The organism is secondary endosymbiont of Heteropsylla cubana (assembly GCF_000287355.1).
In the GTDB taxonomy this organism is placed as follows: domain Bacteria; phylum Pseudomonadota; class Gammaproteobacteria; order Enterobacterales; family Enterobacteriaceae.
Map to the genome: position 1 here is coordinate 229,001 of NC_018420.1, position 24,741 is coordinate 253,741.

The 24,741-nt window shown below is 27.6% G+C and carries 13 protein-coding genes and 1 tRNA gene; 5 read left to right on the top strand and 9 right to left on the bottom strand.

The window, feature by feature from the left end; genetic code table 11:
- Nucleotides 1-408 precede the first annotated feature (408 nt).
- Nucleotides 409-741, top strand: coding sequence for a Grx4 family monothiol glutaredoxin (grxD, locus tag A35E_RS00565; RefSeq protein WP_014888732.1), 333 nt, complete (start codon nucleotides 409-411; stop codon nucleotides 739-741).
- Between the two features lie 686 nt (nucleotides 742-1,427).
- On the opposite strand, the gene rnt is transcribed toward grxD, so the two are convergent.
- On the bottom strand, nucleotides 1,428-2,105 hold the full coding sequence (rnt, locus tag A35E_RS00570; RefSeq protein ID WP_014888733.1) for a ribonuclease T: 678 nt from the start codon (nucleotides 2,103-2,105) through the stop codon (nucleotides 1,428-1,430).
- 1,182 nt (nucleotides 2,106-3,287) lie between these two features.
- Complete coding sequence (gene tilS, locus A35E_RS00575; RefSeq protein WP_014888734.1) at nucleotides 3,288-4,850, bottom strand: tRNA lysidine(34) synthetase TilS; 1,563 nt, start codon at nucleotides 4,848-4,850, stop codon at nucleotides 3,288-3,290.
- 1,854 nt (nucleotides 4,851-6,704) lie between these two features.
- On the opposite strand from tilS, the gene murB reads away from it, so the two are divergent.
- Together murB and birA are read left to right on the top strand one after the other, a co-directional pair.
- Nucleotides 6,705-7,745: a UDP-N-acetylmuramate dehydrogenase gene (gene murB, locus A35E_RS00580; RefSeq protein WP_014888735.1), complete on the top strand. Its 1,041-nt coding sequence runs from the start codon at nucleotides 6,705-6,707 to the stop codon at nucleotides 7,743-7,745.
- Nucleotides 7,742-8,698 (top strand): bifunctional biotin--[acetyl-CoA-carboxylase] ligase/biotin operon repressor BirA, encoded by a 957-nt coding sequence (birA, locus tag A35E_RS00585; protein WP_014888736.1) that lies wholly within the window; start codon nucleotides 7,742-7,744, stop codon nucleotides 8,696-8,698. Before murB ends, birA begins: the two co-directional genes overlap by 4 nt.
- A gap of 1,386 nt (nucleotides 8,699-10,084) precedes the next feature.
- On the opposite strand, the gene dnaJ is transcribed toward birA, so the two are convergent.
- The 6 genes from dnaJ to rpsF all read right to left on the bottom strand — a co-directional run bounded on the left by dnaJ (nucleotide 10,085) and on the right by rpsF (nucleotide 16,422).
- Entirely contained in the window at nucleotides 10,085-11,221 is a 1,137-nt protein-coding gene (gene dnaJ / locus A35E_RS00590) for a molecular chaperone DnaJ (RefSeq protein ID WP_014888737.1), read from the bottom strand.
- A gap of 77 nt (nucleotides 11,222-11,298) precedes the next feature.
- Entirely contained in the window at nucleotides 11,299-13,212 is a 1,914-nt protein-coding gene (gene dnaK / locus A35E_RS00595) for a molecular chaperone DnaK (protein ID WP_014888738.1), read from the bottom strand.
- Between the two features lie 1,764 nt (nucleotides 13,213-14,976).
- Nucleotides 14,977-15,429 carry a 50S ribosomal protein L9 gene (gene rplI / locus A35E_RS00600; protein WP_014888739.1) on the bottom strand — a complete coding sequence of 151 codons (453 nt, stop codon included), beginning with the start codon at nucleotides 15,427-15,429 and terminating at the stop codon, nucleotides 14,977-14,979.
- A 41-nt stretch (nucleotides 15,430-15,470) separates the two neighbouring features.
- On the bottom strand, nucleotides 15,471-15,698 hold the full coding sequence (gene rpsR, locus A35E_RS00605; protein ID WP_014888740.1) for a 30S ribosomal protein S18: 228 nt from the start codon (nucleotides 15,696-15,698) through the stop codon (nucleotides 15,471-15,473).
- Between the two features lie 4 nt (nucleotides 15,699-15,702).
- Nucleotides 15,703-16,023: a primosomal replication protein N gene (gene priB, locus A35E_RS00610; protein ID WP_014888741.1), complete on the bottom strand. Its 321-nt coding sequence runs from the start codon at nucleotides 16,021-16,023 to the stop codon at nucleotides 15,703-15,705.
- 6 nt (nucleotides 16,024-16,029) lie between these two features.
- Complete coding sequence (gene rpsF / locus A35E_RS00615; RefSeq protein ID WP_014888742.1) at nucleotides 16,030-16,422, bottom strand: 30S ribosomal protein S6; 393 nt, start codon at nucleotides 16,420-16,422, stop codon at nucleotides 16,030-16,032.
- 3,644 nt (nucleotides 16,423-20,066) lie between these two features.
- Here rpsF and A35E_RS00620 point away from each other — a divergent pair.
- Nucleotides 20,067-20,138: transfer RNA gene (locus tag A35E_RS00620), tRNA-Arg, on the top strand.
- Nucleotides 20,139-21,358: 1,220 nt separating this feature from the next.
- Here the strand turns inward: A35E_RS00620 and djlA are convergent.
- Nucleotides 21,359-22,180 (bottom strand): co-chaperone DjlA, encoded by an 822-nt coding sequence (gene djlA, locus A35E_RS00625; protein WP_014888743.1) that lies wholly within the window; start codon nucleotides 22,178-22,180, stop codon nucleotides 21,359-21,361.
- 187 nt (nucleotides 22,181-22,367) lie between these two features.
- Here djlA and lptD point away from each other — a divergent pair, with 187 nt between their 5' ends.
- Complete coding sequence (lptD, locus tag A35E_RS00630; protein WP_014888744.1) at nucleotides 22,368-24,704, top strand: LPS assembly protein LptD; 2,337 nt, start codon at nucleotides 22,368-22,370, stop codon at nucleotides 24,702-24,704.
- The last annotated feature ends 37 nt before the right edge of the window (nucleotides 24,705-24,741 follow it).

Sequence of the window (24,741 nt, forward strand, 5' to 3'; positions counted from 1 at the left end):
AATATAATTATATTTTTATATAAAAAATATTATAAAAAAAAATAATTCTTTTAACAAAAAACATTATCTATAATATAAAAAAATGTCAAAAGTATAATTTTATAACTTATTTAACAACGTACTAATATGTATGTTATAGATATTTAAAAAGATGAAAAAATTTTAATATTTATAAGGGTAAAGATTAAATCTTTAATTAAACAGAAATTCATATTGCACCTACAATCAGGAAATATAAATTAATTTTAAATAAAAATCTTGATATTCGTAATAAAAGATCAAAAAAAACTAGTTGATTATTTAGAATATTTAAATATTCTATAACTCAAATTAAGAAACAAAAAAAAGATCATTCAACATCACCTTTAAAAATCCCTAACTGATTTAAAAAAAGCGACATATAAAAAAATGAGTACAACTTTAGAAACAATTCAGCAACAAATCATCCAAAATCCTATTCTTCTATATATGAAAGGTTCTCCAAAATTACCAAGTTGCAGTTTTTCTGCACAGGCTGTACAAACATTAGCTTTATGTGGTAAGCGTTTTGCTTACGTTAATATATTAATCAATCCAGAGATCCGCTTGAAACTACCAGAATTTTCTAAATGGCCAACATTTCCTCAATTATGGATTGATAGCGAGCTTGTTGGAGGATGTGATATAATTGTTAATTTATATAAAAGTGGTGAACTACAAATACTTGTTCAACAAACTGCACTTAAATATGCTTTAAAATAAAACTACACCCTCGAAATCGATAATAACTAATTTACACTAGTTAATATTAGGCGATACAAGTCATAGACTTTTTGGACGTACGCTTTTAATGTCTATAACTAACATCTAATGCTTTTTGTCTTTCTACTCTAAAAAGAGTATTGGACAGAAAATTATTATTTAAATAAAATACGCTTAAAAATAAAATATAGATGAGGGAAATGAAAAAATATCATAAAAATTAGTTTTATTACAACTAAAATCTTTTGAATGGTAGTCATTTAATTTTATTTTTATAACTTTCTTATGGAAGGATATAAATCTCAACAAAAGAATAAAAGATGCTCTATTTATAATATTTAGCAAATAACATATATTATCTTTTTATTAACTTTTAAAAAAACATTAAAAAAAAGAATAATCACTCTAATTAGAGAGTTTTATGTATATAAAAAAAAGATAAACACCTTGTGTCGTATCTAATGAAAAAATATATTTTATATTTTCTAGAATTTTAATTAGTATAGAGATTCATCTTTTCATTTTATAAAAAATCGTCATAAATACAATCATAGTATTAACTAAACTATTGATTATATAATAATCATTTTGTATTTAAAATATGTAGTAATTATCTTTGATAATATGTATTTAAAAAATATAGATAATTCAAGTATCTATTTAATAATATTTTATTTACCATAATATTATAAATTAATAGTATCTTCTTTTTTATTATTAGTTGACGCAAGCACTTCAAGGGGCCATCCACCTAAACTTTTCCAACGGTTAACTAATGAACAAAAAAGAGTCGCTGTACGTTCTGTATCATATAAAGCAGAATGAGCTTGTTCATTGTCAAATGTAAGACCGGCTATGACGCACGCTTTAGCTAATACAGTATGACCTAGCACTAACCCACTTAACGACACCGTATCAAAAGTGGCAAAAGGATGGAATGGAGTTTTTTTAAAACCCGAACGAGAAGCTGCCGCCATCAAAAAAGCATGGTCGAAAGCAGCATTATGCGCGACAATAATCGCGCGCTTACAATTATTATCTCTCATCCCTTTACGCACTGTTTTAAAAATTTTATCTAAGGCTTTAGATTCCTCTATAGCACCACGTAAAGGATTATCTGGTTGAATTCCATTAAATGCTAACGATTCTGGTTGTATCTTTCCTCCAGGAAAAGGGATGATATGAAAATGCAAAGAAGAATCAACTTGCAACCATCCATTCTTATCCATTTTTAAAGTCATGGCGGCAATTTCTAAAAGAGCATCAGTTGATGAGTTAAAACCTGCTGTTTCCACGTCAACAACAACTGGATAAAACCCCCTGAAACGCGTAGAGAGGGTGGTTAAATCATCTTGTTCACCCATACTTATATTCTTATCTTTCAAATTTAGCTTTTGCTATATATTATAAAGTAATTTTCATCTATTCTTTATCATGAATTATCTTATTAAAGATAAGGTACTTATAAATCTTAGGGCGGTAGATATATGCAAAGTGTTAGTTACCAATATGGTTAATTATTAATTTCAACAATTTACTTATTAACATATACAAATCTTTTTTTTATACATTAAAACACAAACTAAAATACTATTTTTTTTTAAGAATTTTTAGTTAAAAACATAAATATATATTTATTATTTTTTAATAAAATTATTTTATCTTTATTTTTTATAAATACAACAAAATTAGTTAATTAAATTTTTACTTATCTAAAAATCTTTATGTCGGATTGTATCCTAATTTTTATATAAAATCGTTTTTATATAGCTTATATCATAATATTTTTTATAAAACTACTTTATCCTATTTTTTATTTTTCTTTTATTAAAAATTTTTGATTATTTTAAATTTATACAACAAAAATAACATTTTAATATAAAATTTATATTTTTATTAAAATTCAATAAATAGAATAATTTAAATCAAGCAAAAAAAATGTTTTATTGAATTTATTTACTCAATCACCATATTATGTCAAATAAAAAAAACAATTTTTTTTCTGATTGAGGTATTTTTAATCTAAAAGAACTTATATTAAATTTTTTATTTATAAAAAAAATCAGAATTAGTAGCATACGACATCTATATTTTAATTAAACATCCTTATCATTTAATATGATATATTTTTTATATAAAAATATATTAAACAATGTTTTAACATAAATTTGTTAAAATTCTACATTAAACAAACACAATTAATGCGAAGATAAAGATATCTAATCCTTACGTTTTAAAAAAAAACATTTTTTCAATATCTTAGAAAGATTTGCATGTAACGACCAATTTATACCAACCTTAAATAGAATTTAAATTCTACTCTTTATTTTTTTTAAATAGATTTTATAGAAAAAAATAAGCATTTTAAAAGAATTAATATTTAATTTTATCTAAATATAGATAACTCTCTATTACTCAATAAAGATAAAGGTTTGTCAAGGTTAATTATTATCTATCAATATTAAATATTACAATAAATAAAAATCACTAACGAACTTTAAAAAAATATCTAAAAAATAAAAATCAAATAATTCAGAATACTATTTTCAATCAAACAGTAAATCAGAAAACTGCTCATCTATGGTATCTGTTCTTTCATTACAAGAATCTTGAAAAATCTCGTTTTTTAACATAATGTTAGTTATCGCATTATTACTTTCTCTTTCCCAAACAATATTCCATGCTTTATTTTTTTCTTCTGCTTTTCCAAAGCATGTTACAAAAACCCCTATTGCAGAAATGAGTTGATCGTTATAAAAAAGCAATGGAATTCTTTTTCTCCACCAGGGTGGAACAGAAAGCTCTTGCCATATTTTTTTTAATTTACGTCCTCGGCAGCGCCCTACAATATACAAAAGGCCATCTACAGAACCAAACCGTACCGATATACTCTCACTAAAGATAGGTGCTCGAACGATAGAAAACGGAAATAGTGCACCACTACTATCATTTATCCGACTCTGAATAGTATTCAGATTTAAAGAAAAATTTATACCAGTATTTTTTTGTTCTTGCTGTTTAGTAGTTATTGAAGTTCGATAAAGACATCCTAAATCTCTAGGCAATACGAGAGATTTAATGTTGCTATTCCAATATAGGATAAATGTATCCTCAGGTGGAGAAAGTAAAAATGGAACGAGATATAAGCGATTTCGAAAACGTTTGACATATTGATGTTCTAATTTCATTTCTCCACGAGAATCTTGACGACTAAGTCCTACTTCTTTCCAAATCCGTAATAATTTTTCTCGCGCAGGCATTCTTGCTCCAAGACTCACTAACCAGCGCCGCAATAAAGCCATACGCTTATTTTTACTCATTTCTTTTAATGTGTTTACATGTAATGATTTATCTTGATCTATGATTTGATTTAGCGTTTCTTCAAGCAACTCATCAATTAGTTCTTCTTGCTCTGAACAAAGCTGAGCACTTCTCGCTACGCTACAAGAAAATGCCGGCCATCGTTTTTGTAATAATGGAAAAATATGTAAACGTAAAAAATTTCGATCAAACCGAGCATCGGTATTAGTATTATCTTCGATCCAATGCAATCTACGTCTCTTAGCATATATTTCTAGTTCTATTCGAGTAACATCCAACAATGGTCGAACAAGACGGTAACTGAAACACGATGTATCCCCTGCTATTCCAGCTAAACCTGCTGGTCCACTACCACGTTTTAAAGCCAGCAAGAGTGTCTCTGCTTGATCATTTTTATGGTGAGCTGTTACTAGAATTTCGTCTTGAGTTAATGTTGATACTAACGCTTGATAACGTAATCGTCTCCCAGTTGATTCAATTCCCTCCGATTTTTTATTTATAGCAATAAATATTGTACTAAAAGGAATGTTACGTAAATAACATTCTTGTTTACAGTGATTTACCCACTGATCAGCGTTTTGACTTAAACCATGATGCACATGAACTGCACGCAATCTGCGTCTTTCATGAGATCTCAATATACGTGTTTCCTCTCTAATATAAACTAAGAGATCTAGCAAGACCGATGAATCTAAGCCGCCGCTAAAAGCTAGAACTATATTTTGATAATACTTAAGTCTCCTGACAACACGACAACGCAGTTTTTTAAATTCTTTATCATTCGGCATTATGTTACATAAAACTCCATTAATAATTGCTGTATTAGTAAATCAATAGTATTTCATGTTTCTTTGCTTTGATAGAAACATAGAAGTAGCAACTATTTAATTAATCAAATAAATAAAAATCTTACTCTTAATCAAACAGCCACCTAATATAAATTGATTATTATAATTTTAAGTTTCTTTTCGTGTCTTAAATTTTTTCTATCAGACCATCTTGTTTAAAAATGAATTTTCTAATAAAATAAAATGTTAAATATTATTATGTCATTACTTTGAAAATCGAAGTGTCAAATTGAAATACTTTCTTATAAAGATTAACATTTTTCTTTATAAAAATATTTTTAGGTAAAATCTTTGTTATTATTAATATAATCTATTTTAGATAGGATCATATTTTTGTATAAAAAAATACTTTATATATAAAAATATACCTATTGTAATATGATCTTAATTTTTTTAAAAAAATGCCAACTAACTAAGTTGATTTCAATATCCCTATAAATTACATTTAAATCCTATTAAATAACACTCAATAATCTTATTCAAATTATCAATAAAAATCTGTTATTTAAACAATGAAATAAAAAAAACTTGACACATATTTTAAATATTATCACTATTTATTTTATGTCTGTTTTAATAAGATTATATATTTTAAATTTTAATCTAAAGTAAATTTAAAAAAAACTTTAATAAATTCGGGATTCTATTTATGGTGATTATAAAAGAATAAATTTAGTTGCTTACTAAAAGTAATATCAAAAAAAACAACTCATCCATAATCTTTCTTAATCATTCCTAAATCTTACTCTATATATCTCATGTTAAGGTTCAATTTTTATTAAGTTTTTCCATACTTTTATTAAAATTTTTTTATTAACTAATCAATACATTTTTGTTCTTAGTGAAAATTAACTTCTTTATCATAAACATTTTCTGCATAACCTAATTAAAATATCTGATTTCATCAAAAAAAATTAACAATGATATGTTTTTTTAATCTAATAATTATTAAAAATTTTTAATCACTTAAAATTAATAATAATAACCATATATGATTAAACACAAGAAGATACTATTTTATTTTTAATAATTATTTATGATAAAAAAACTTAATAAAGCTATTTGTTTAAATGGAACCATTCCATAGTTATTTTATTTAAAAAATTCTAAAAAACCTTTTTTATTTTAAACTTTAATTATATAATTTTTTAAAAGATTAAGTTGACAATTAAGCTATTAATATATAATTACCTAAAAATTAGTGTATGTAAAAAACTTTTATAAAATAATATTTATCTTCTAATCAATCTTAATTATTATCTACATATAACTTTTTGACAATAAAAACCCACGAAATAACATTCTTAAAAAAATAGGTTTTATGGACACTAATATCTTTTCCATAAAACAATGCACCATTTAATTAAGCTTGATTTACAATTCAAGTTATTCAAAATAATTATTAAAAGATCAGTTCATTAAAATAAATAAGAAATCCCAAAATACGATATCTATTTTAGGTCTATCTTAATCAAAAAAAAACGACTATATGTCACTTTAAGATTATATAAAAATATATTATCAATTTTCCCCTCTACACACGATAAAGATATAGCAATTTAAACTTATCGCGATAAGTCAAAAAAACTCTATCAAAATTAGATGATTGTTTAGGGATTTAAAAAACATTTTCATTCTGACAACAATAAATTTGATTACAAGCACTTATACATGTTGTTAAGTATCCTTTACTTAAGTAAATCACTTATAGCATTAATTGATATAACGTAACATTTTTTTACAATTACAGATGTTCTAAAAAATTAAAGATAAAAAAATATAATAGACTATGTAATGATCATGACAAACACCAAAAATTTAAAACCCTTGAATAGCTTTTCTATTAATATAAGCGCACGACATATAGTCGAAGTACATAACGAAGCCGAACTATACAAAGTTTGGAAAAACGCTGAAAATCAATCTACACCAACATTAATGCTAGGTAGAGGAACTAATGTATTATTTCTTGAAAATTATACTGGAATCGTATTGCTTAACCGTATTGCGGGCATAGAAATAGAAGAACAACACCAAGCTTGGAATTTACATGTTGGTGCAGGAGAGATTTGGGATAATTTAGTACGAACCTGTCTTTCAAAAAAAATACCAGGCTTAGAAAACCTTGCATTAATACCTGGATGCGTTGGAGCTGCTCCTATTCATAATATTGGAGCGTATGGAGTAGAATTTTGTCAGTTTTGCAACTATGTAGATGTTCTACACTTAAAAACCGGAACTTTACTACGTTTAAATACCAATGAATGTCAATTTGGTTATCGAGACAGCATTTTTAAACACACCTTACGTGATAATCACGCTATTGTTAGAGTTGGCTTTCAACTTTTAAAATCCTGGAATCCTACATTGACTTATGGTGTTCTAAAAAAAATACATCCTCAACACGCCACTCCTCAACTTATTTATGACACTATTTGTATGATACGTCGTACAACATTACCAGATCCAGTTCTCACAGGAAATGCGGGAAGTTTTTTTAAAAACCCTATTATCAATGCCGGAAAAGCAAAACAACTGTTAAAAGAATATCCTGATGCACCCAACTACCTTCAACCAGAAGGTAAAATAAAACTAGCCGCAGGTTGGTTGATTGATCAATGTGGACTTAAAGGATATCGCATTGGAGGAGCAGCAACATATGATAAACAGGCACTTATTTTAATTAATTTTAATAATGCAACGAGCAAAGATATCACCACTCTGGCACGTTATATACGTAAAAAAGTTGAAAAAAAATTTGCGATCTTACTTGAACCTGAGGTCCGATTTATTGGACCCTTGGGTGAAGTAGATGGAATAGCAGAAATAATATGAAAGATGTTATTATTCCGATAAAACTGATCAGTTTATTAGCTGATGGTAACATTCATTCCCCTAAAGAGTTTACTTTAATTTTAGGAAAAACCTACATTGTTCTTGAACAATACATTCAAGTAATACGCAACTGGGGATTAGATGTCTTGATCATACCCAATAAAGGGTATCTTTTATCAACTTCTTTACAGTTACTAAATGAAAGCATAATTCATACTTACTTACCTGAAGGTCAGATAAAAGTTCTTTCAATTGTTGATTCTACAAATCAGTATTTTATTAAACGTATTGGAACCATACAAAGTGGAGATGCTTGCCTAGCAGAATTTCAGACTAAAGGACGCGGACAACGCGGGAGAACATGGATATCACCATTTGGTTATAACCTATATTTTTCTTTATATTGGCATCTAAAAAAAAGCCTTATGCTCAGAGGGTTAAATCTTATAATTGCTATTGCAATAGCAGAGTTATTGCAAAACATAGGAGCTATAAGAGTGCGCATTAAATGGCCGAATGATCTCTATTTAAATAATTCTAAACTAGCAGGAATTCTTGTAGAAACTTCCAGTAATGCAGGAGGTTACTCTCATGCTGTAATCGGAGTTGGAATTAATTTAACTATGCCTGAAAGTGTTGGAATTAAAATTAGCCAAAATTGGATTAATTTAAACGAAACAGGGATTAAGATTGATCGTAATATGCTGGCAGCTACATTGATCTGCACGTTACGAAGGGCATTACAAGAATTCGAAGAAAATGGATTCGCTCCATTTTTTAACCGATGGAAACCATTAGATCACTTATCTGATAGACAAGTAATACTATTACAAGGTAAACAACGAATTTATGGAGTCGCTCGTGGCATTAATACAAAAGGAGCTCTCTTGTTAGAACAAAAAGGAAAAATTCAAGCTTATTGTTTTGGAGAAATATCTCTTTATACTTTATAAGTATAACATACTGCTTTTACTAATAGTTTTAAAAAAAAATCTAAATTTATGTTAACGATTTACTTAATGATAAATAATACACAATAAGATATATCTTTTTTTTATTATTAATTATTTTTATCTTTTTCTTGTTTCTAATTATAAAGAAGTGATTAAAGTTATTTAAAAATTCCTATTTAATAGGTAATCACTACATAATTTACTTATATAGTTATAATAAAATTATTTCTGATGAAATACATGTTTATTAAAGTTTTTTTAAACTTTAAATAAGATTATCTTCTTGCTAATATTTACTTTATCACGACATTAAATTTTTTTACATTATCAATGAAAAAGACAATCTGTAATATAAAAAAACAACTTATTAAAAAAAACCATAAGATATCACTATTTACATATAAGCACTTTGTTACTTTTAACATAAATCATTTATCTATTACAAATATTTTAAACAAAAAAATGATTTTTACTTTTTCGTGATTCTTAGATACTAAGATCAAACAAATATATTTAATAAAATTAAATAATGTTTTTTTAACAAAAATATAGATCATTTAATAAAAACCTAAAAAAAAACAAACCTTATGCTTATACAATAATCAAACAATATAGTTAATTGAAATTTATTTATTCATAACCCTAACAATAAATTCTTAATAAAGGTGTTACATGGTATTTATTTAATAATATAAATTCATTTTACTTATAACTAAATAAAACTTAGCCATATACTTTAAACAAAGTAACTATCAATATTAACTTGAAATGCTCTTTCATTTTACTTTTATTAGCATATTAACTTTTAATTTTTATAAAATTTATTATATTGTAAAAAAAAATAAAACATCTCTATCTTAATCTAATCAAAAACTATAGTATTTAAACTACACTGAGAGAATATAACAAAACTAGCTTAGACTTCTTTATATAACATTTTTTAAATGTATCGCAATAAAAAAAATAATATTGAATAATAGTTTTCTTATTGTAGAAAAATTATTTTTTATAAGATCTTTATTTAGAAAAAATACAAAACGTTAAATATAATCTAATGTTATAGAATAACACTATGTAAAATTATAGAAAAAATAATATTTATTTTTAATAAAAAAAATAAAACTTTATCAAAAACATAAAAAATACTCTTGTTTTTACTAAAAAATAGTAAAAAAATAAGATTGAATCTCAATCAATATTAAATTTAAAGAAACATCTAAATTTTATAAAAATTTTATATAATTAATATATAAATCAATATAATTATATTATATTGTGCGTTATATAAAAATAAACTAAAAAATTCATGACAATAAAAAAATCATTTACATTAAGCACCCAAAAGTTGATAATAACTACTAAAAAAAATACCCGCTAAAACCCTCTTTAACGGGTTAAATCTTCAAAAAATTTTTTTACACCATCAATAAAACTTTGTGAACGTGGACTATTTTGTTTCCCAGTAGTTTTACCGAAGCTTTCTTCCAATTCAGAAAGAAGTTTTTTTTGGTTTAAATTGAGATTTACAGGTGTTTCTACAACAACACGGCAAAGAAGATCTCCATATGCCCCCCCACGAACTGATTTTACTCCTTTACCACGCATCCGGAAAAGCTTTCCAGTTTGAGTTTCTGTAGGTATTTTTAGTTTTATTTTACCATTGAGAGTTGGTACTTCTATTTCACCTCCAAGTGCTGCCATAGCAAAATTAATGGGAACTTCGCAATATAAGTTATTTTCTTCACGTTCAAAAATAGGATGTTTACGTACTTGAATTTGCACATAAAGATCTCCTGACGGAGAGCCATGTTCTCCTTCTTCTCCCTTTCCTGACAAGCGAATACGATCGCTTGTATCTACACCACTAGGAATTTTCACCATTAATGCTTTAGCATGCTCTACTCGACCATGACCTTTACATTTTTCGCAGGGATATTTAATTATTTTTCCATTGCCTTTACAATTAGGACATGTCTGCTGTACTGCAAAGAAACCCTGACGTATCTGAAGTTGCCCTTGCCCATTACAAGTCGAACAAGTAATAGGCGCTGTCCCTGGTTTCGTACCGTTACCCTTGCAAGCATCACAAATGATAAGTACTGGGATCCGGATTTGTCGCGTAACACCACGAACCGCTTCCTCAAGAGAAAGTTCTATTTTGTAGCACAAGTCCGCACCACGATTACGTTGACGCCGATTACTCCCGAAAATATCACCAAATACATCTCCAAAAAGATCACTAAAATCTGCGGTACTAGAACCCCCACCAAATCCTCCCCCTTCACCCATACATCGCTGTTCAAATGCTGAATGACCATACTTATCATATGCTGCTCGTTTTTTTGGATCAGCTAGAACTTCATAAGCTCCTTTAATCTCTTTAAATTTTGCTTCAGCTTCAGCATTTCCCGGATTGCGATCCGGGTGAAATTTCATTGCGAGACGTTTATAGGCATTTTTGATTTCACGCTCTTCCGCATCCTTAGGAATACCTAAAATCTCGTAGTAGTCTAATTTTGCCATTATTGTCTCTTCCTACTTTACAGGTCTTTCCACAAGAATCAGAGTTTTCTGAAATTTATGCTTTCTGTTAAGGCCGATTATTTTTTATCTTTAACTTCTTCAAACTCAGCATCAACCACATCATCGTCTTTAGCATTACCACCTGTTGTACTTTGTTCATATACCTGCTGATCTTTCTTCGGAGATTCTTCTACAAGCAGTTTAGCCGACACCTGAACAAGATCTTGCATTTTAGTTTCAATATCAGATTTATTTTCGTCCTTCAACGCAATATGAAGATTTTTTATCGCATTTTCAACAGCGGCCTTATTTTCAGAAGATAATTTATCACCTATATCTTCTAACTGTTTACGGGTACTATGCAATATGTGATCAGCCTGATTACGCGTCTGTACTAACTCTTCAAATTTGCGATCAGATACAGCATTAGCTTCTGCTTCTTTAACCATTTTCTTTATTTCGTCTTCATTAAGACCCGAAGAAGCTTTGATGGTAATGTTCTGTTCTCGACCACTTTGTTTATCTTTTGCAGAAACATGGAGAATACCATCTGCATCAATATCAAATGTAACTTCAATCTGTGGTGTACCTCGCATTGCTGGTAAAATTCCATCGAGGTTAAACTGACCAAGAGATTTGTTGTCAGAAGAACGCTTACGTTCTCCTTGCAAAACATGGATAGTCACAGCAGATTGATTATCTTCTGCAGTAGAGAACACTTGACTGTGCTTTGTTGGAATCGTAGTATTTTTGGTGATTAGTGGTGTCATTACACCACCCATGGTTTCAATTCCTAATGATAGAGGAGTAACGTCCAATAATAACACATCTTTCACATCTCCAGCTAAAACACCACCCTGAACTGCAGCACCAATAGCTACTGCTTCGTCTGGATTAACATCTTTTCGCGGAGCTTTTCTAAAAAAGTCAGTGACTTTTTTCTGCACTAAAGGCATACGAGTTTGTCCACCAACTAGGATAACGTCCTTAATCTCAGCAACAGAGAGGCTAGCATCCTTTAAAGCAACTTTTAACGGTTCTAAAGTACGATTTACTAAATCTTCTACTAGTGACTCAAGTTTAGCTCGAGTAACTTTTATATTCATGTGTTTAGGACCCGAGCTATCAGCTGTGATATAAGGTAAATTTACATCAGTTTGCTGCGTAGAAGATAGCTCAATCTTAGCTTTTTCAGCTGTCTCTTTTAAACGTTGCATCGCCAAAGGATCATTGCGTAAATCAATTCCCTGATCTTTTTTAAACTCGTCAACTAAATAGTTAATAAGACGGCTATCAAAATCTTCCCCCCCTAAGTGGGTATCACCGTTAGTTGCTAAAACTTCAAAAGTTTTTTCACCATCCACATCATCGATCTCGATAATAGAGATATCAAAAGTCCCACCACCTAAATCATACACCGCAATCGTACGATTACCTGTTTCTTTATCCAAACCGTAAGCTAATGCGGCTGCAGTTGGTTCATTGATAATACGCTTAACATCTAGGCCAGCTATACGTCCAGCATCTTTAGTCGCCTGACGTTGCGTATCATTAAAATAAGCAGGAACAGTGACTACTGCTTCGGTAACTGATTCTCCTAGATAAGCCTCTGCAGTTTTTTTCATTTTCTTTAAAATTTCTGCAGAAATCTGTGGCGGCGCCATTTTCTGACCTTTAACATCTAACCAAGCATCTCCATTATCAGCTGAAATGATTGTATAAGGCATAATACTAACATCACGCTGTACTTCTTGATCCTGATAACGACGACCAATTAAACGTTTTATTGCAAACAATGTATTCTTTGGATTAGTAACGGACTGACGTTTAGCTGGTTGCCCAACTAAAATTTCACCATCCTGCGTATAAGCAATGATAGAAGGAGTCGTACGATCTCCTTCACTGTTTTCAAGTACACGAGGTTTGTTACCTTCAATAATTGCAACACAGGAGTTGGTCGTACCCAAGTCGATACCAATAATTTTTCCCATCTAGACCTCTCCACTATAAAGTTTGATTTCATTGTGGTCGTAAACCTGAATATGTGGTTAAAAATTATCTTTTTCAAGTTGTTTCTGCTTACCCATATCCCAGATTTAATAACGTTGGATGCAACTTAAGATGGGGTCATACGGCTCTGCATCAAGGGGTAATAGTAAAAAAACGGCCTCAATAGCTAATTGAATTATACCTTTATCCTATTGAAGGGTATTTTGTATAAAAACATATACTGATAAATATAATCTCTTGACTAAAAATTAGTTATAAACTCTAGATCTTTATTCGGAACCTATAATACTATTACCGTTGCAAACCAATTTTATTGATTGCTAGAAAATCCTATTTAAGAAAACCGAAAAAATTGTTAATTGTTGTATTAAATTTAAAATATTGATTTATCTTTTTATGAATATTATTAATTTTAATTTTTGTTGAGAGAGTTATGATAAATTCAGATTCAAATAGTTATTACTTGTGATATTTGCAATATCTATCTTTTTTAGACATTTAAACAAACTTATTAATTAATGATTAGGTTGGTTCAAATATATCTGATAGATCAAAAGAAATCTTATCAATAAATAAAATTATGCGATATAATTTTATTAATAAATGTTAATATAATAATATTTAAGATATCCATACATTAAATTAAAAATATTTAGTTTTTATTGCTTATATGGTATCTCATCATCAGTCCTGATTTAAATTAATATATTTATTTCTCTTTGTAACTCAGGGGCATTTGTTGTCGAAATACGCATAATTGCGAATTAATTAGTCATTAACGATTTAACTAAATTTGTTAGTTATTTCAAATTAATAATAACTTATTGGCTGTAAAGCTTGTACATTTAACACAAGTTGAAAAAACACATACAATATATAAAAAAAATACCACAATCTTAGTATGCGACTAATCAATTTATTAAATTTAATGTTTTTAGATATTTTTTAATGATATCAAAAAAAAAATATAAAAAATACGGAATAATCCGGATTTTTATAATTAAAAACCTTTTTAATAAAAAACTATAATACATATATAAATCATATTTTTAAGGTTTATTTTTTTATATAGTAGTAACTCAAATTCTAATATGGTAATTGCATGTTTATAAAAATTCTATTATCTTAATTATTTCAAATATAATATTAATCAAATCAAATAGATTAAATAATTATTAATAATATTTTTTACAAAAAAAATAATATTTAATTATTAATTATTGAATTCATATTATTAAAATAATACAGTTTTTTTACTAACATAGTAAATTTTAAAATGTCAAAATTCTTACAATTAATATATAAACAATTTTTTTATTTTAAAATAACTACCATATTTTAAATGTTTTATTTCTTTGAACAAATCAATTTTCTATTTCTTTAACAACCTCGCCAAATAACAATTTAATCTTTCGAAAATAATCATGTTAATATAATATTTGTTTTGTAATTCAAAAAAACTGAATAATTAATAGTATTTTATTAATATTCAATAGCTATATACATCAATTTAAACATAAAAATAGTAATTAATAATGGTTCTACTAAAAGTAAGCAAAATAAACATGCAATTATACCGTTATAAAAGTAAAATTTTATTTAATCTTAATCTTTTAAAAAGTTGCTAAATATCAATTTTATTTTTTTGGATCTTCTTTATGTAAAAATTACTTTAAAAACAAAAAAAATATCACTAAAACTTCTAGTAGAACTGTACACTCTTAACTTTTTTAATACATTTAAACTTACAATTCTGGAACTATCACTACATTTATTGTAGAAAAAACATCGCTATGAAGTTGGATCTTTACCTCATGTGTTCCGAGCATGCGTATAAGACCGTGGGGGAGTCGAACTTCATTTTTTTCTACATTAACACCCGCAAGAGTAATAGCATGAGCAATATCGCGCGCCCCCACAGATCCAAAAAGTTTACCTGCTTCTCCTGATTTAGATGAAATTGTGATTATCTGAAGTTTGTTAATTTTTTTAGCGCGAGTTTCAGCAATAGCCTGCATTTCAGCTTTCTCAGCGTCAAGTTTAACACGATACGCTTCAAAATGCTCTATATTTTTTTTCGTGGCCAGTACCGCTTTTCCTTTTGGAACTAGATAGTTACGAGCATAACCTGCTTTAACGTTGACTTGATCGCCCAAAGAACCCAAATTTTCAATTTTATCAAGTAAAATAATCTGCATTACCTGCGCCTCTTAAAAAGATTGTATATGATACATTCCTATTATTGATGACAATCCGTATAAGGCAAAAGCGCAAGATAGCGCGCTCGTTTAATCGCACGTGCTAGTTGTCGTTGGTACTTTGCACGAGTTCCAGTAATACGACTTGGAACAATTTTAGCATTTTCACTAATATAATTTTTGAGCGTAGAGATGTCTTTATAATCTATCTCAACAACCTTCTCCGCTGTAAAACGGCAAAATTTACGACGACGGAAATAACGTGCCATAACATTAATCTCCAGAATATATTGAATCAACAGTCTTGGCGTGTAGAACTATTTTATTAAGACCATTACGCCCTTGATGACAACTAATAAAGCCGCGTACAGTGATCTTCGCCTTATTGATTATATTCGATGTAATTTTCAATGATTCTTTACCACTTATTATTACAGAGAGTCGACACCATGCTTTTCGATAAAAACCAGCTTCCCGTTGTATGGAACAATGATCAAGAATAAAATGGTAATGAAAAATTCCAGATGGACTAACTTTAATAATAGGTTGTTTGTATACAATACCCGATAAAGTTAAACAATTTTCTTTCATCATGGATATTTATTTAAAATCCCTAATGTTGGAATTTTCATTTGTTTCAGCGTTAAAATCTTCACGACGATCACGTCGTTCATCTTTAACTTTAACCATGGGTGAAGCTTCTCTTATAGCATGTTTAACACGCATAATCATGCTACGAATTATCGCGTCATTAAAACGAAAAGCTGTTTCTAGTTTATCAATTATTGACTGCGATGCTGCTATATTTAATAAAACATAATGAGCTTTATGTAGTTTCTTAATAGGATAAGCTAACTGACGCCGACCCCAATCTTCTAATCTATAAATTTCACCTTTATCACTAGCAATTAAATTACGATAATGTTCAATCATACTAAATACTTGATCACTTTGATCAGGATGCACCATAAAAACGATTTCGTAATTACGCATAGAATTGCTCCTTATGGATTATTTAGCCTACTAATTATAGATAACACACATCCAATGGAAGCAAGGAATGCAAAAAAAACATATTGTCTAAGATGAGACAAAAGTGTACTGATCTGGAGGGTTAAATACAAGAACGAAAGCAGTTTATTTATAACATATATAACATCCATGGAATTGATTATCAAACCTCACAAATTTAATAGGTTTTATTCAAAATATTTATTGATGTTAAATTTTATATTGTAATGTAGACATTAGTAATGTATGGTAACATGTTTAAATTAAAAAATTAAATTATTTAGGATAATAAAATTTTTTAAAAAATTTTATAATCTAGATTTTTATCTACTTTTCAAGGTAAGTTATTAAATAATATTAGTTTTTAAAAAAACTTTTTAACCTAAACTATTTTTTAATACAAAAAAAATACAGTTAATTATTTTTATATCCAAATATCTTTATATAACTATCCGTTTAAATATAGCATATTTGTCATATCTCTGCAATCATTGCCCATGGATTATTCCTCAGCAGTTTGTAACTTTTACAACCTTCAGTAATATAACAAACATAAAAATTCTTAAAAAGATAATTATCTATATGAAGGTATCTTTCAATAAAGGTCTAAGTAAAAACATAGAATATTCAGAAACAAACACATTAGATATTTAGATGTTATTGTTTCTAATGTAATTTTTATTTGTTGTAAATAAATTTTATGAATTTGTTTATTTTAATCGATTAATATTTTACATGAGCAAGTAAATCAATACCATATGTTTTGACGTACCAATGTAAAATTCATTAAAGAATAATATTCTTATTTAAATACAAGTTAAAAACATTATCGCTCTACAATATCACAAAATATTAACTTATAGATATAACATACAGCATCTTCAATAAAATATTGAAATTAATCTCAATTTATAAAAGTTATAAATAGACACAATTTATATTTAGATTAATAAAAAACTTTCTTAAAATATAAACATTATTAATATTAATAAATAAAAAATAATTTATGAGTAAAGTTACTTTATCCGTCTGAAGCGATTTGACTATAAAGTTATATTTATCATTACATTACCGCTCAGTTAAACTAAAAATAAAATATTAACCTATTAATCAATAACAAGAATTAACTTATTCATAAAATCCAAATAATAAATAAAAGTAGTGGAACATAAAAACTACTTCAAAACAAGTCAAACATTTTTTTTAAACCATCACTAAATTTTATACTCATCATGATTTTAAAATCGTATTTTATACAGATCAAATATTTGCAAAATATTTTTATTATTAAAGTTTTAGAATACATTAGATCATAAAAACACACAAAAAAAATAAATTAAAGATTAATTGATAGTGTTTAAAAAAAATCGACATGTTCGATAATCTATACAATACTACACTAATCTCTAAAGGCCTATAACCTTATTATACCTCCTCATAAGAGTTATGGTAGTCAGGAGACTCAAATTTATTCGGTAAAACAACCAGTCAGAAAACTGAGAAACGACATTGTTCTGATACTATTTTTAATAAAAATTATATTCTAATATTCATTGACTGCTCACATGGGAAAGCGAAGAATCAAAGTTGATACATTGTCTTTATTCTTGGTAAAATTGAACACCTCTTAAGTTCTCTGATTTTATATCGACCACTAAGAACAATAAAATTATCTTTCCCGCAATACGCAGCTAAACCTAATTTTAGTGAGAAAAATTAAATTCAGAATTTTAAGTTAATACTGATTCTACAAACATGCCATCTCAAGTAGATACATATTCATGTTAATAACGAATACTAACGAAAAAAAGCAATGACGATATTTAGTATGAGAATTTACTAAAGGCTATTATTATTCTTATTTAACCTTACAGTCTTTAGTGTAGTTAATTTATATATGTATATTATGTTGAGGTGTCAACTATAATAATCTTTTACACATATGTAATATCATTGTCAACCAAGTTATCTTATTTAGAATTTTAGTCGACAGATAAAATCTCCCCCTAAACACTTGAGATTAAACCAAACTGTTTTTATTGGTAAAATTAGTTACACTATTCACTCAGATGGTAATAGGTATGAATATAGATCATCACCATTTCGCAGTTAGTAGATGGAAATTTTATTATTTAATGCATTTTCTCTAGGAGTTATCTTGCTATTTCTTTCTTATCTCCAGAGGAGAATTATATATTGAAATTCAAAAAATTATAGAAAACTGTTACAGGTAAATTAAAGGATGTTCTTACTACACAATCTATTGGAAATATTTTTTCACTATATTCTTTTTAAATATTTAAAATAGATAACTACCAATATCTTTCATGATACTAGATCCTTATAAACTCTACTAAAATTACAACAGACTTTATTGCATTCTGCAAGTATTATTCATAACAGGAATAACGGAAATAAAATGATCTATTCAATACAACCCACACTTAGAGGAATATTTTTAAACTTGAAAAAGTAAATAATATTAATTAATAAATTTATTTTTATAAAAATATTAAAAATTTTACTACTTATACTTTTCTTAATAATTTATCTTCACGATCTCTTCAAGAGTAATAAGTTATTCTTGCTTGAAGAAGAACTAATATTATAGTTAAACATTGTTATTTAAAATTTTTATTTAGAAAAGAATTACAGCGTAAATCAAAATTGCTTCGATATTCTAATTTTGAGACTTTATTATCTCAGAAAATAATTATATATCTGATAATATAATTATTAATAAAAAAATATTCAAGTAATATTCCATGTATAGAATAAACGTATTTTAAGTTTATTGTTTAAATAACATTATTTCTTATAATATGCATATTTCTTCTTTTTTATATAAAAATTCCAAAAATAAAAAGAAAAATTAATCAAGAATTTATTTTAAGTTATAAAGTATATTGCTATATAATTTAAAGTATAGAGCATGTAAATCCTGAAAGATTAAAAAGACTAACAATCTAGATTATTAGAAGAAGTCTGTGTTATATAAATTAAATTTATATGATAAATAACTTTATTTAGACATAAAAATAATCTATTATTATTGATTACTTAAACTATTAATAATAATGCTACTTTCTTATATTGATCTAGTAAATCATCAAATAAACAAATAGTAATAAGTTAATTCCAGCTATATAATGTGCAATATTGTATCAATACAGTTTTTCTTTAGTCTTTAACAATATGTATAAAACTATTTATCACTCTATAAAACAGTTTCGATAAAAATTTAAAAATAGTTTTATTGTTCTATATAAATTAGCACTATAACAAACTAGTGTTATTATCTAAAAAATTAAGTAATATTTCAAAAATATTTCTTATTTTGATACTAAATAATCTAAAAAACTATATTCTACTCTAGAAGCTCTTTAGAAAAAATATAATTATTCTCAACTTTTCAAGTTTTCAACTTTTCAAGTTAAAAATGTTATATTCATAATAATTAAAATCAAATTTAACAAAATCTTATTTAAGTGAATCTAGAGTAGTCTTAAAAAAATACTCTTTAAATTAAGAATTTTTTGATATGAAGTTAATTACTTTCTTTCAGAATAAACAAATATTTATAAATTTAGATTAAATCTGTATGCAGTATAAAGCATTTATAATATGTCTCCGTAGTTAAACGGATATAACAAACCACTCCTAAGGGTTAGTCACAGGTTCAACTCCTGTCGGGGACACAATTGACAATTCTACTAAAACTTGTATGTTTGTTTTTTTTATAAATCAGAATTTTTAGTTTTTTATAATTAATATAAAAAATGATAAAAAAATTTTTCATTAACTAAATTGATTCTATTATAAAGTAAAAAATAGTATTTTATTGATATATTAAAAATATAAATTTGGCTACTCTAACATTAGGCAAAATTAATTACCTTAGATTAAAATATATTTATTTTAATAAATGAAATCTTAATAATTATTACGGTATTCCTAATAAATCTTTCTAGTTTTATCTCATTAAATATTTAAGATTTTAATCTAATAAATATTTTCTTTATTACTTGACTAAAATGAAACCATAAGAATACTTTATCCTTACGTTTAAGCTTGAGGGCAACGACCAGTATCACCAATACTATTATTTTGTATTTCTTAATTTTCTTATATTTATTATTCAGTTAGATTAAAAAAATGACATTTTAAAATGGATTTGATAAAATCCATTAATCCATAAAATTTTATCTATATCTGTTTAGAGATAGATATCTTAATTAAAAAAATTTTATTTTATTCACTTTTCTAATTCTTTCTATATACAAAATTATTGGCAATATATCTTATGCAGTACGCTAAAAGCTCGGTTATTTAACATAAAATCCCTCCATAACATCAACTAAAAAAATAACTAAATTAATGGAAAATTAATTATTTACATGATACATGTAATTCAATTAGTATTAATAAATTATGAATAATTTTTGTTTACTATTTTTAGTTACTAAAACACTTTACTCTACAATGAAAATGCTCTTTATGTAAAACTAATAATCAAAAAAATGTAGTTACATTAATAAAATAAAATTTTTTATTTTTAAAAAAAATAAAATAACGCAACTATAATATTTTATATAAACTTTTTATTAATCAATGCTTTAATAGATAACTAAAATACAAAAAATACTGACTATTTCAGACTTAAAATTCTATAAGAAGAATATATAACGTTATATAATCACGTAAATTAACAAATCAAAATTATAGTAATTTTTGACTTTTTACAACATCACTGTATTTGATAAATATACTAACTTTATAATTTATACAACATAGCTACTCTCTACTAAGAAGCAACATCCCTATTTTTTAAATTAATAGTTAATCAAAAAAAAATACTAAGTTTTAAGATCATAAAACAATACTCAACTACAGCACAGATGTATAAATCTACATAGACTTATCGAAATTTTTCTTCTCTTAAAAAATCATAGGCTTTCTGAATTGCTTGAGTTTTCTGTTTAGCCATCTCCATCATCTCTGGTGGAAAACCTTTTGCCAGAAGTTTATCTGGATGATGCTCGTTCATTAATTTCCGATATGCACGCTTAATCGTCGGACCATCATCATGAGAGCTAACTCCAAGCACCTTATAAGCATCGGCTAAAGTTGGTTCATTAGGCCGTTCTTTCGAGCTATAACCACTCTGGTTAAACTCTGCATTTCCCCTAAACTTTGCATCACTTTCCATCATACTAAGGAAGTTATCAAATTGACTTCTACTAATACCTAACTCTTCAGCAATTACGTATAATACCCGTCTTTCATTTGGATGTAGAAAACCATCCGCGAAAGCCGATTGGATTTGAATCTCTACGAACATGCGAATCAAGTCAAAACGACCAAAACAAGCCTGACGAAACTCACGTAATCGAATGCGTAAAGGGAAATTGCTATTTTTTCCTTCTCGGAATGCTTTCTGCCCTTCATTTTTTAATTCAACATTTAACTGCATGCGCTGCATTAACTTATTCGCGTTAATAATATCAGCTTTAGTGACCCTCCCTTTAGATTTACTTAAATGCCCCATCACTTGAAACGTTGTTCGAAAAAAGATACTTTGCCGAGTTTGTTGATTAGAAAAATAACCAGACCCACTAACACTGGTTTCACCCACTTTATCAACTATATATCCTATCAAAAGACCTAGTAATACCGCCCATAAACCAGCTCCTGTCGAAAGACCCAACATAAGACAAAAAATTCTCCCATAATAATGCATATACTTCTCAATTGTTTATCCCATAGATAAAATAACTTTATAATACCCTTCATTTAAGGGTATACCTAATGATGTACAGCACAAAACTATAATTTAATAGTGGCAAAATACTTATGAGTAATATAGTCTCTGCCCAGTTACTATGCGATCGATATTTGAATCACAGGATAGATAGCTAGCAGAGCTTATGAAAAAACGTTTACTAATATTAATAACCAGTCTTATCGGCTCCTTACTTTATAGTCAGAACATTCTTGCTAATTCAGAAAGTCAATGCCTATTAGGTATACCCATTTACAATAAACCACTAATGAACCTAGATACACATGCCCTTCCGTTATATATTCAATCCACACAGGTCATAGGTGATTACCCAAAATATGCGCTTTTTAGCGGGAAAGTAAATATTCAATATGGCAATAGTACGCTAAAAGCAGATAAGGTCTATCTAAGACAAGAACAAGAAGAAAATAAAAAACCTTTCTTTATACTTAGTGCTATAGGAAACGTTGAATATTTTAGTAACGAAGTCAAACTACAAGGGTTTAAAGCTTGGTCTAATCTTAAAACTAAAGATATAGATTTTTATCACGGTAGTTACCAGTTAGTAGGTCGACAAGGGCGAGGTAAAGGGGACAGTATAAAACAGCGTCAAAATAACCGCTATTCTCTATTAAAAAACAGTAGTTTTACTTTATGTTTACCAGGAGATGATAGCTGGAGCATAGTAGGATCAAAGGTTATCCTAAATCATGATAAGCAAATCGCTGAAGTATGGAATGCACGATTTAAAGTTGGTAAAATACCAGTATTATATAGTCCATATTTACAAATACCAATAGGTGAAAAAAGACGCTCCGGATTTTTGATGCCTCACATTAAATACGGCAATAATAACGGCTTTGAATTCAGTATACCCTACTACCTAAATCTGGCACCTAATTATGACATTACAATCATTCCAACTTGTATAAGAAACGGAGAAATACATATTCAAACTGAATTTCATTATCTTACATTACTTGGTGAGGGATTCATAGAATGTGTCTATTTTCCTCGAACCCTCGTTTATAAAAAAATGCAAGAAATCGACACTAATCGCTGGTTACTGTCTTGTCAATACCAAGGCGTCATAAATCAAACTTGGCGACTTGATGTCGATTACAAAAAAAATAGTAATTTAGAAAATTTCGATGATTTAGATTTAAAATCTATTACTACTACAACCCAGCACACTAACCAGAAGTTTAGTGTTGGCTATTTTAATAAAAACTGGAACACGTCTTTATCATATCAACGATTTCCGATCTTTTTAACCAGTAAGAATAGAACTTATCATACTGCTCCACAATTATCTGTAACATACCATAAGCACGAATTTAAACCGATTAACTTCAAATTATATCATCAGGCAACTAAATTTATTTATGATAATAATAGTTATTCTAAAGCAATACGATTACATTTAGAACCATCAATCGGCTTCTCTTTAAGAAATGACAGATACAACTTAGATAGCCAATTTAAATTAATGGCTACGCATTATCAACAAACAAACATAGAACAATATAATGCGCAAATTGGCAAACAATATTTTTTACAAAAATCTGTATTTCGTCTTTTACCTATGTTTTCAATTAATAAAAAAATGCATTTTCAACGAAAAATAAGTTATTTACCAAGCTATACTCAAACACTAGAAACACGCTTTCAATACCTATTTACACCCTACAAAAACCAAAGTAACATCCAGCATTATGACTCTATTTATCTTTTATATACTGACTACTCCAGTCTTTTCCGAGAATATATTTACACCGGTCTAGACTACATATCGCCCGCTAACCAACTAGTGACAGGTGTTAGCACTCGCATTTATAACAAAAAGTCTATTCAGCAGTTTAGCGCTCATCTAGGTCAAATTTACTACTTTTCAAAAACTAGCCTTGCGGATATAATCGAAAACATAGATCAGTGTAAAAATCACAATCTTCTATTAGTGGGAGAAAGTTACTTGCATCTCAAAAATCATTGGGGAATTCGTGGTGGTTTCCAGTATCATTCCCATTTGAACTGCATAACATTGGGTAATGCCGTCCTAGAATATCGTAAAGATAACAATCATATCTTTCAGATAAATTATCGTTACTCCAATCCCCAATACACTAAGCAAGCTCTATCTACTCAGATTAACCTCATTGATCAAAAAAACATTTCACAACTAGGAATAACAGGAAATTGGTTGCTTACAAACCAGTGGTCACTATGTTATTCATATTATTACAACACAAATAGAAATCAATTAACAAATAAACTTGTCGGACTAGAATATAAAAGTTGCTGCTGGGGAATTAATGTAGGATATGAAAAGAAAATTTCCAGCTGCATAGAAAACAATAGAGCTAGACAATACGATAATAAATTATCTTTTAATATTTCATTGCGAAACTTACATAACAATGATCACTTAGGAAATCAAAAAATGTTAATTTCTGGAAAATTGCCATATCAAAAAGCATTCTAAATCTAGAATTTGTTATTAAATAATAATTAATCTGCGC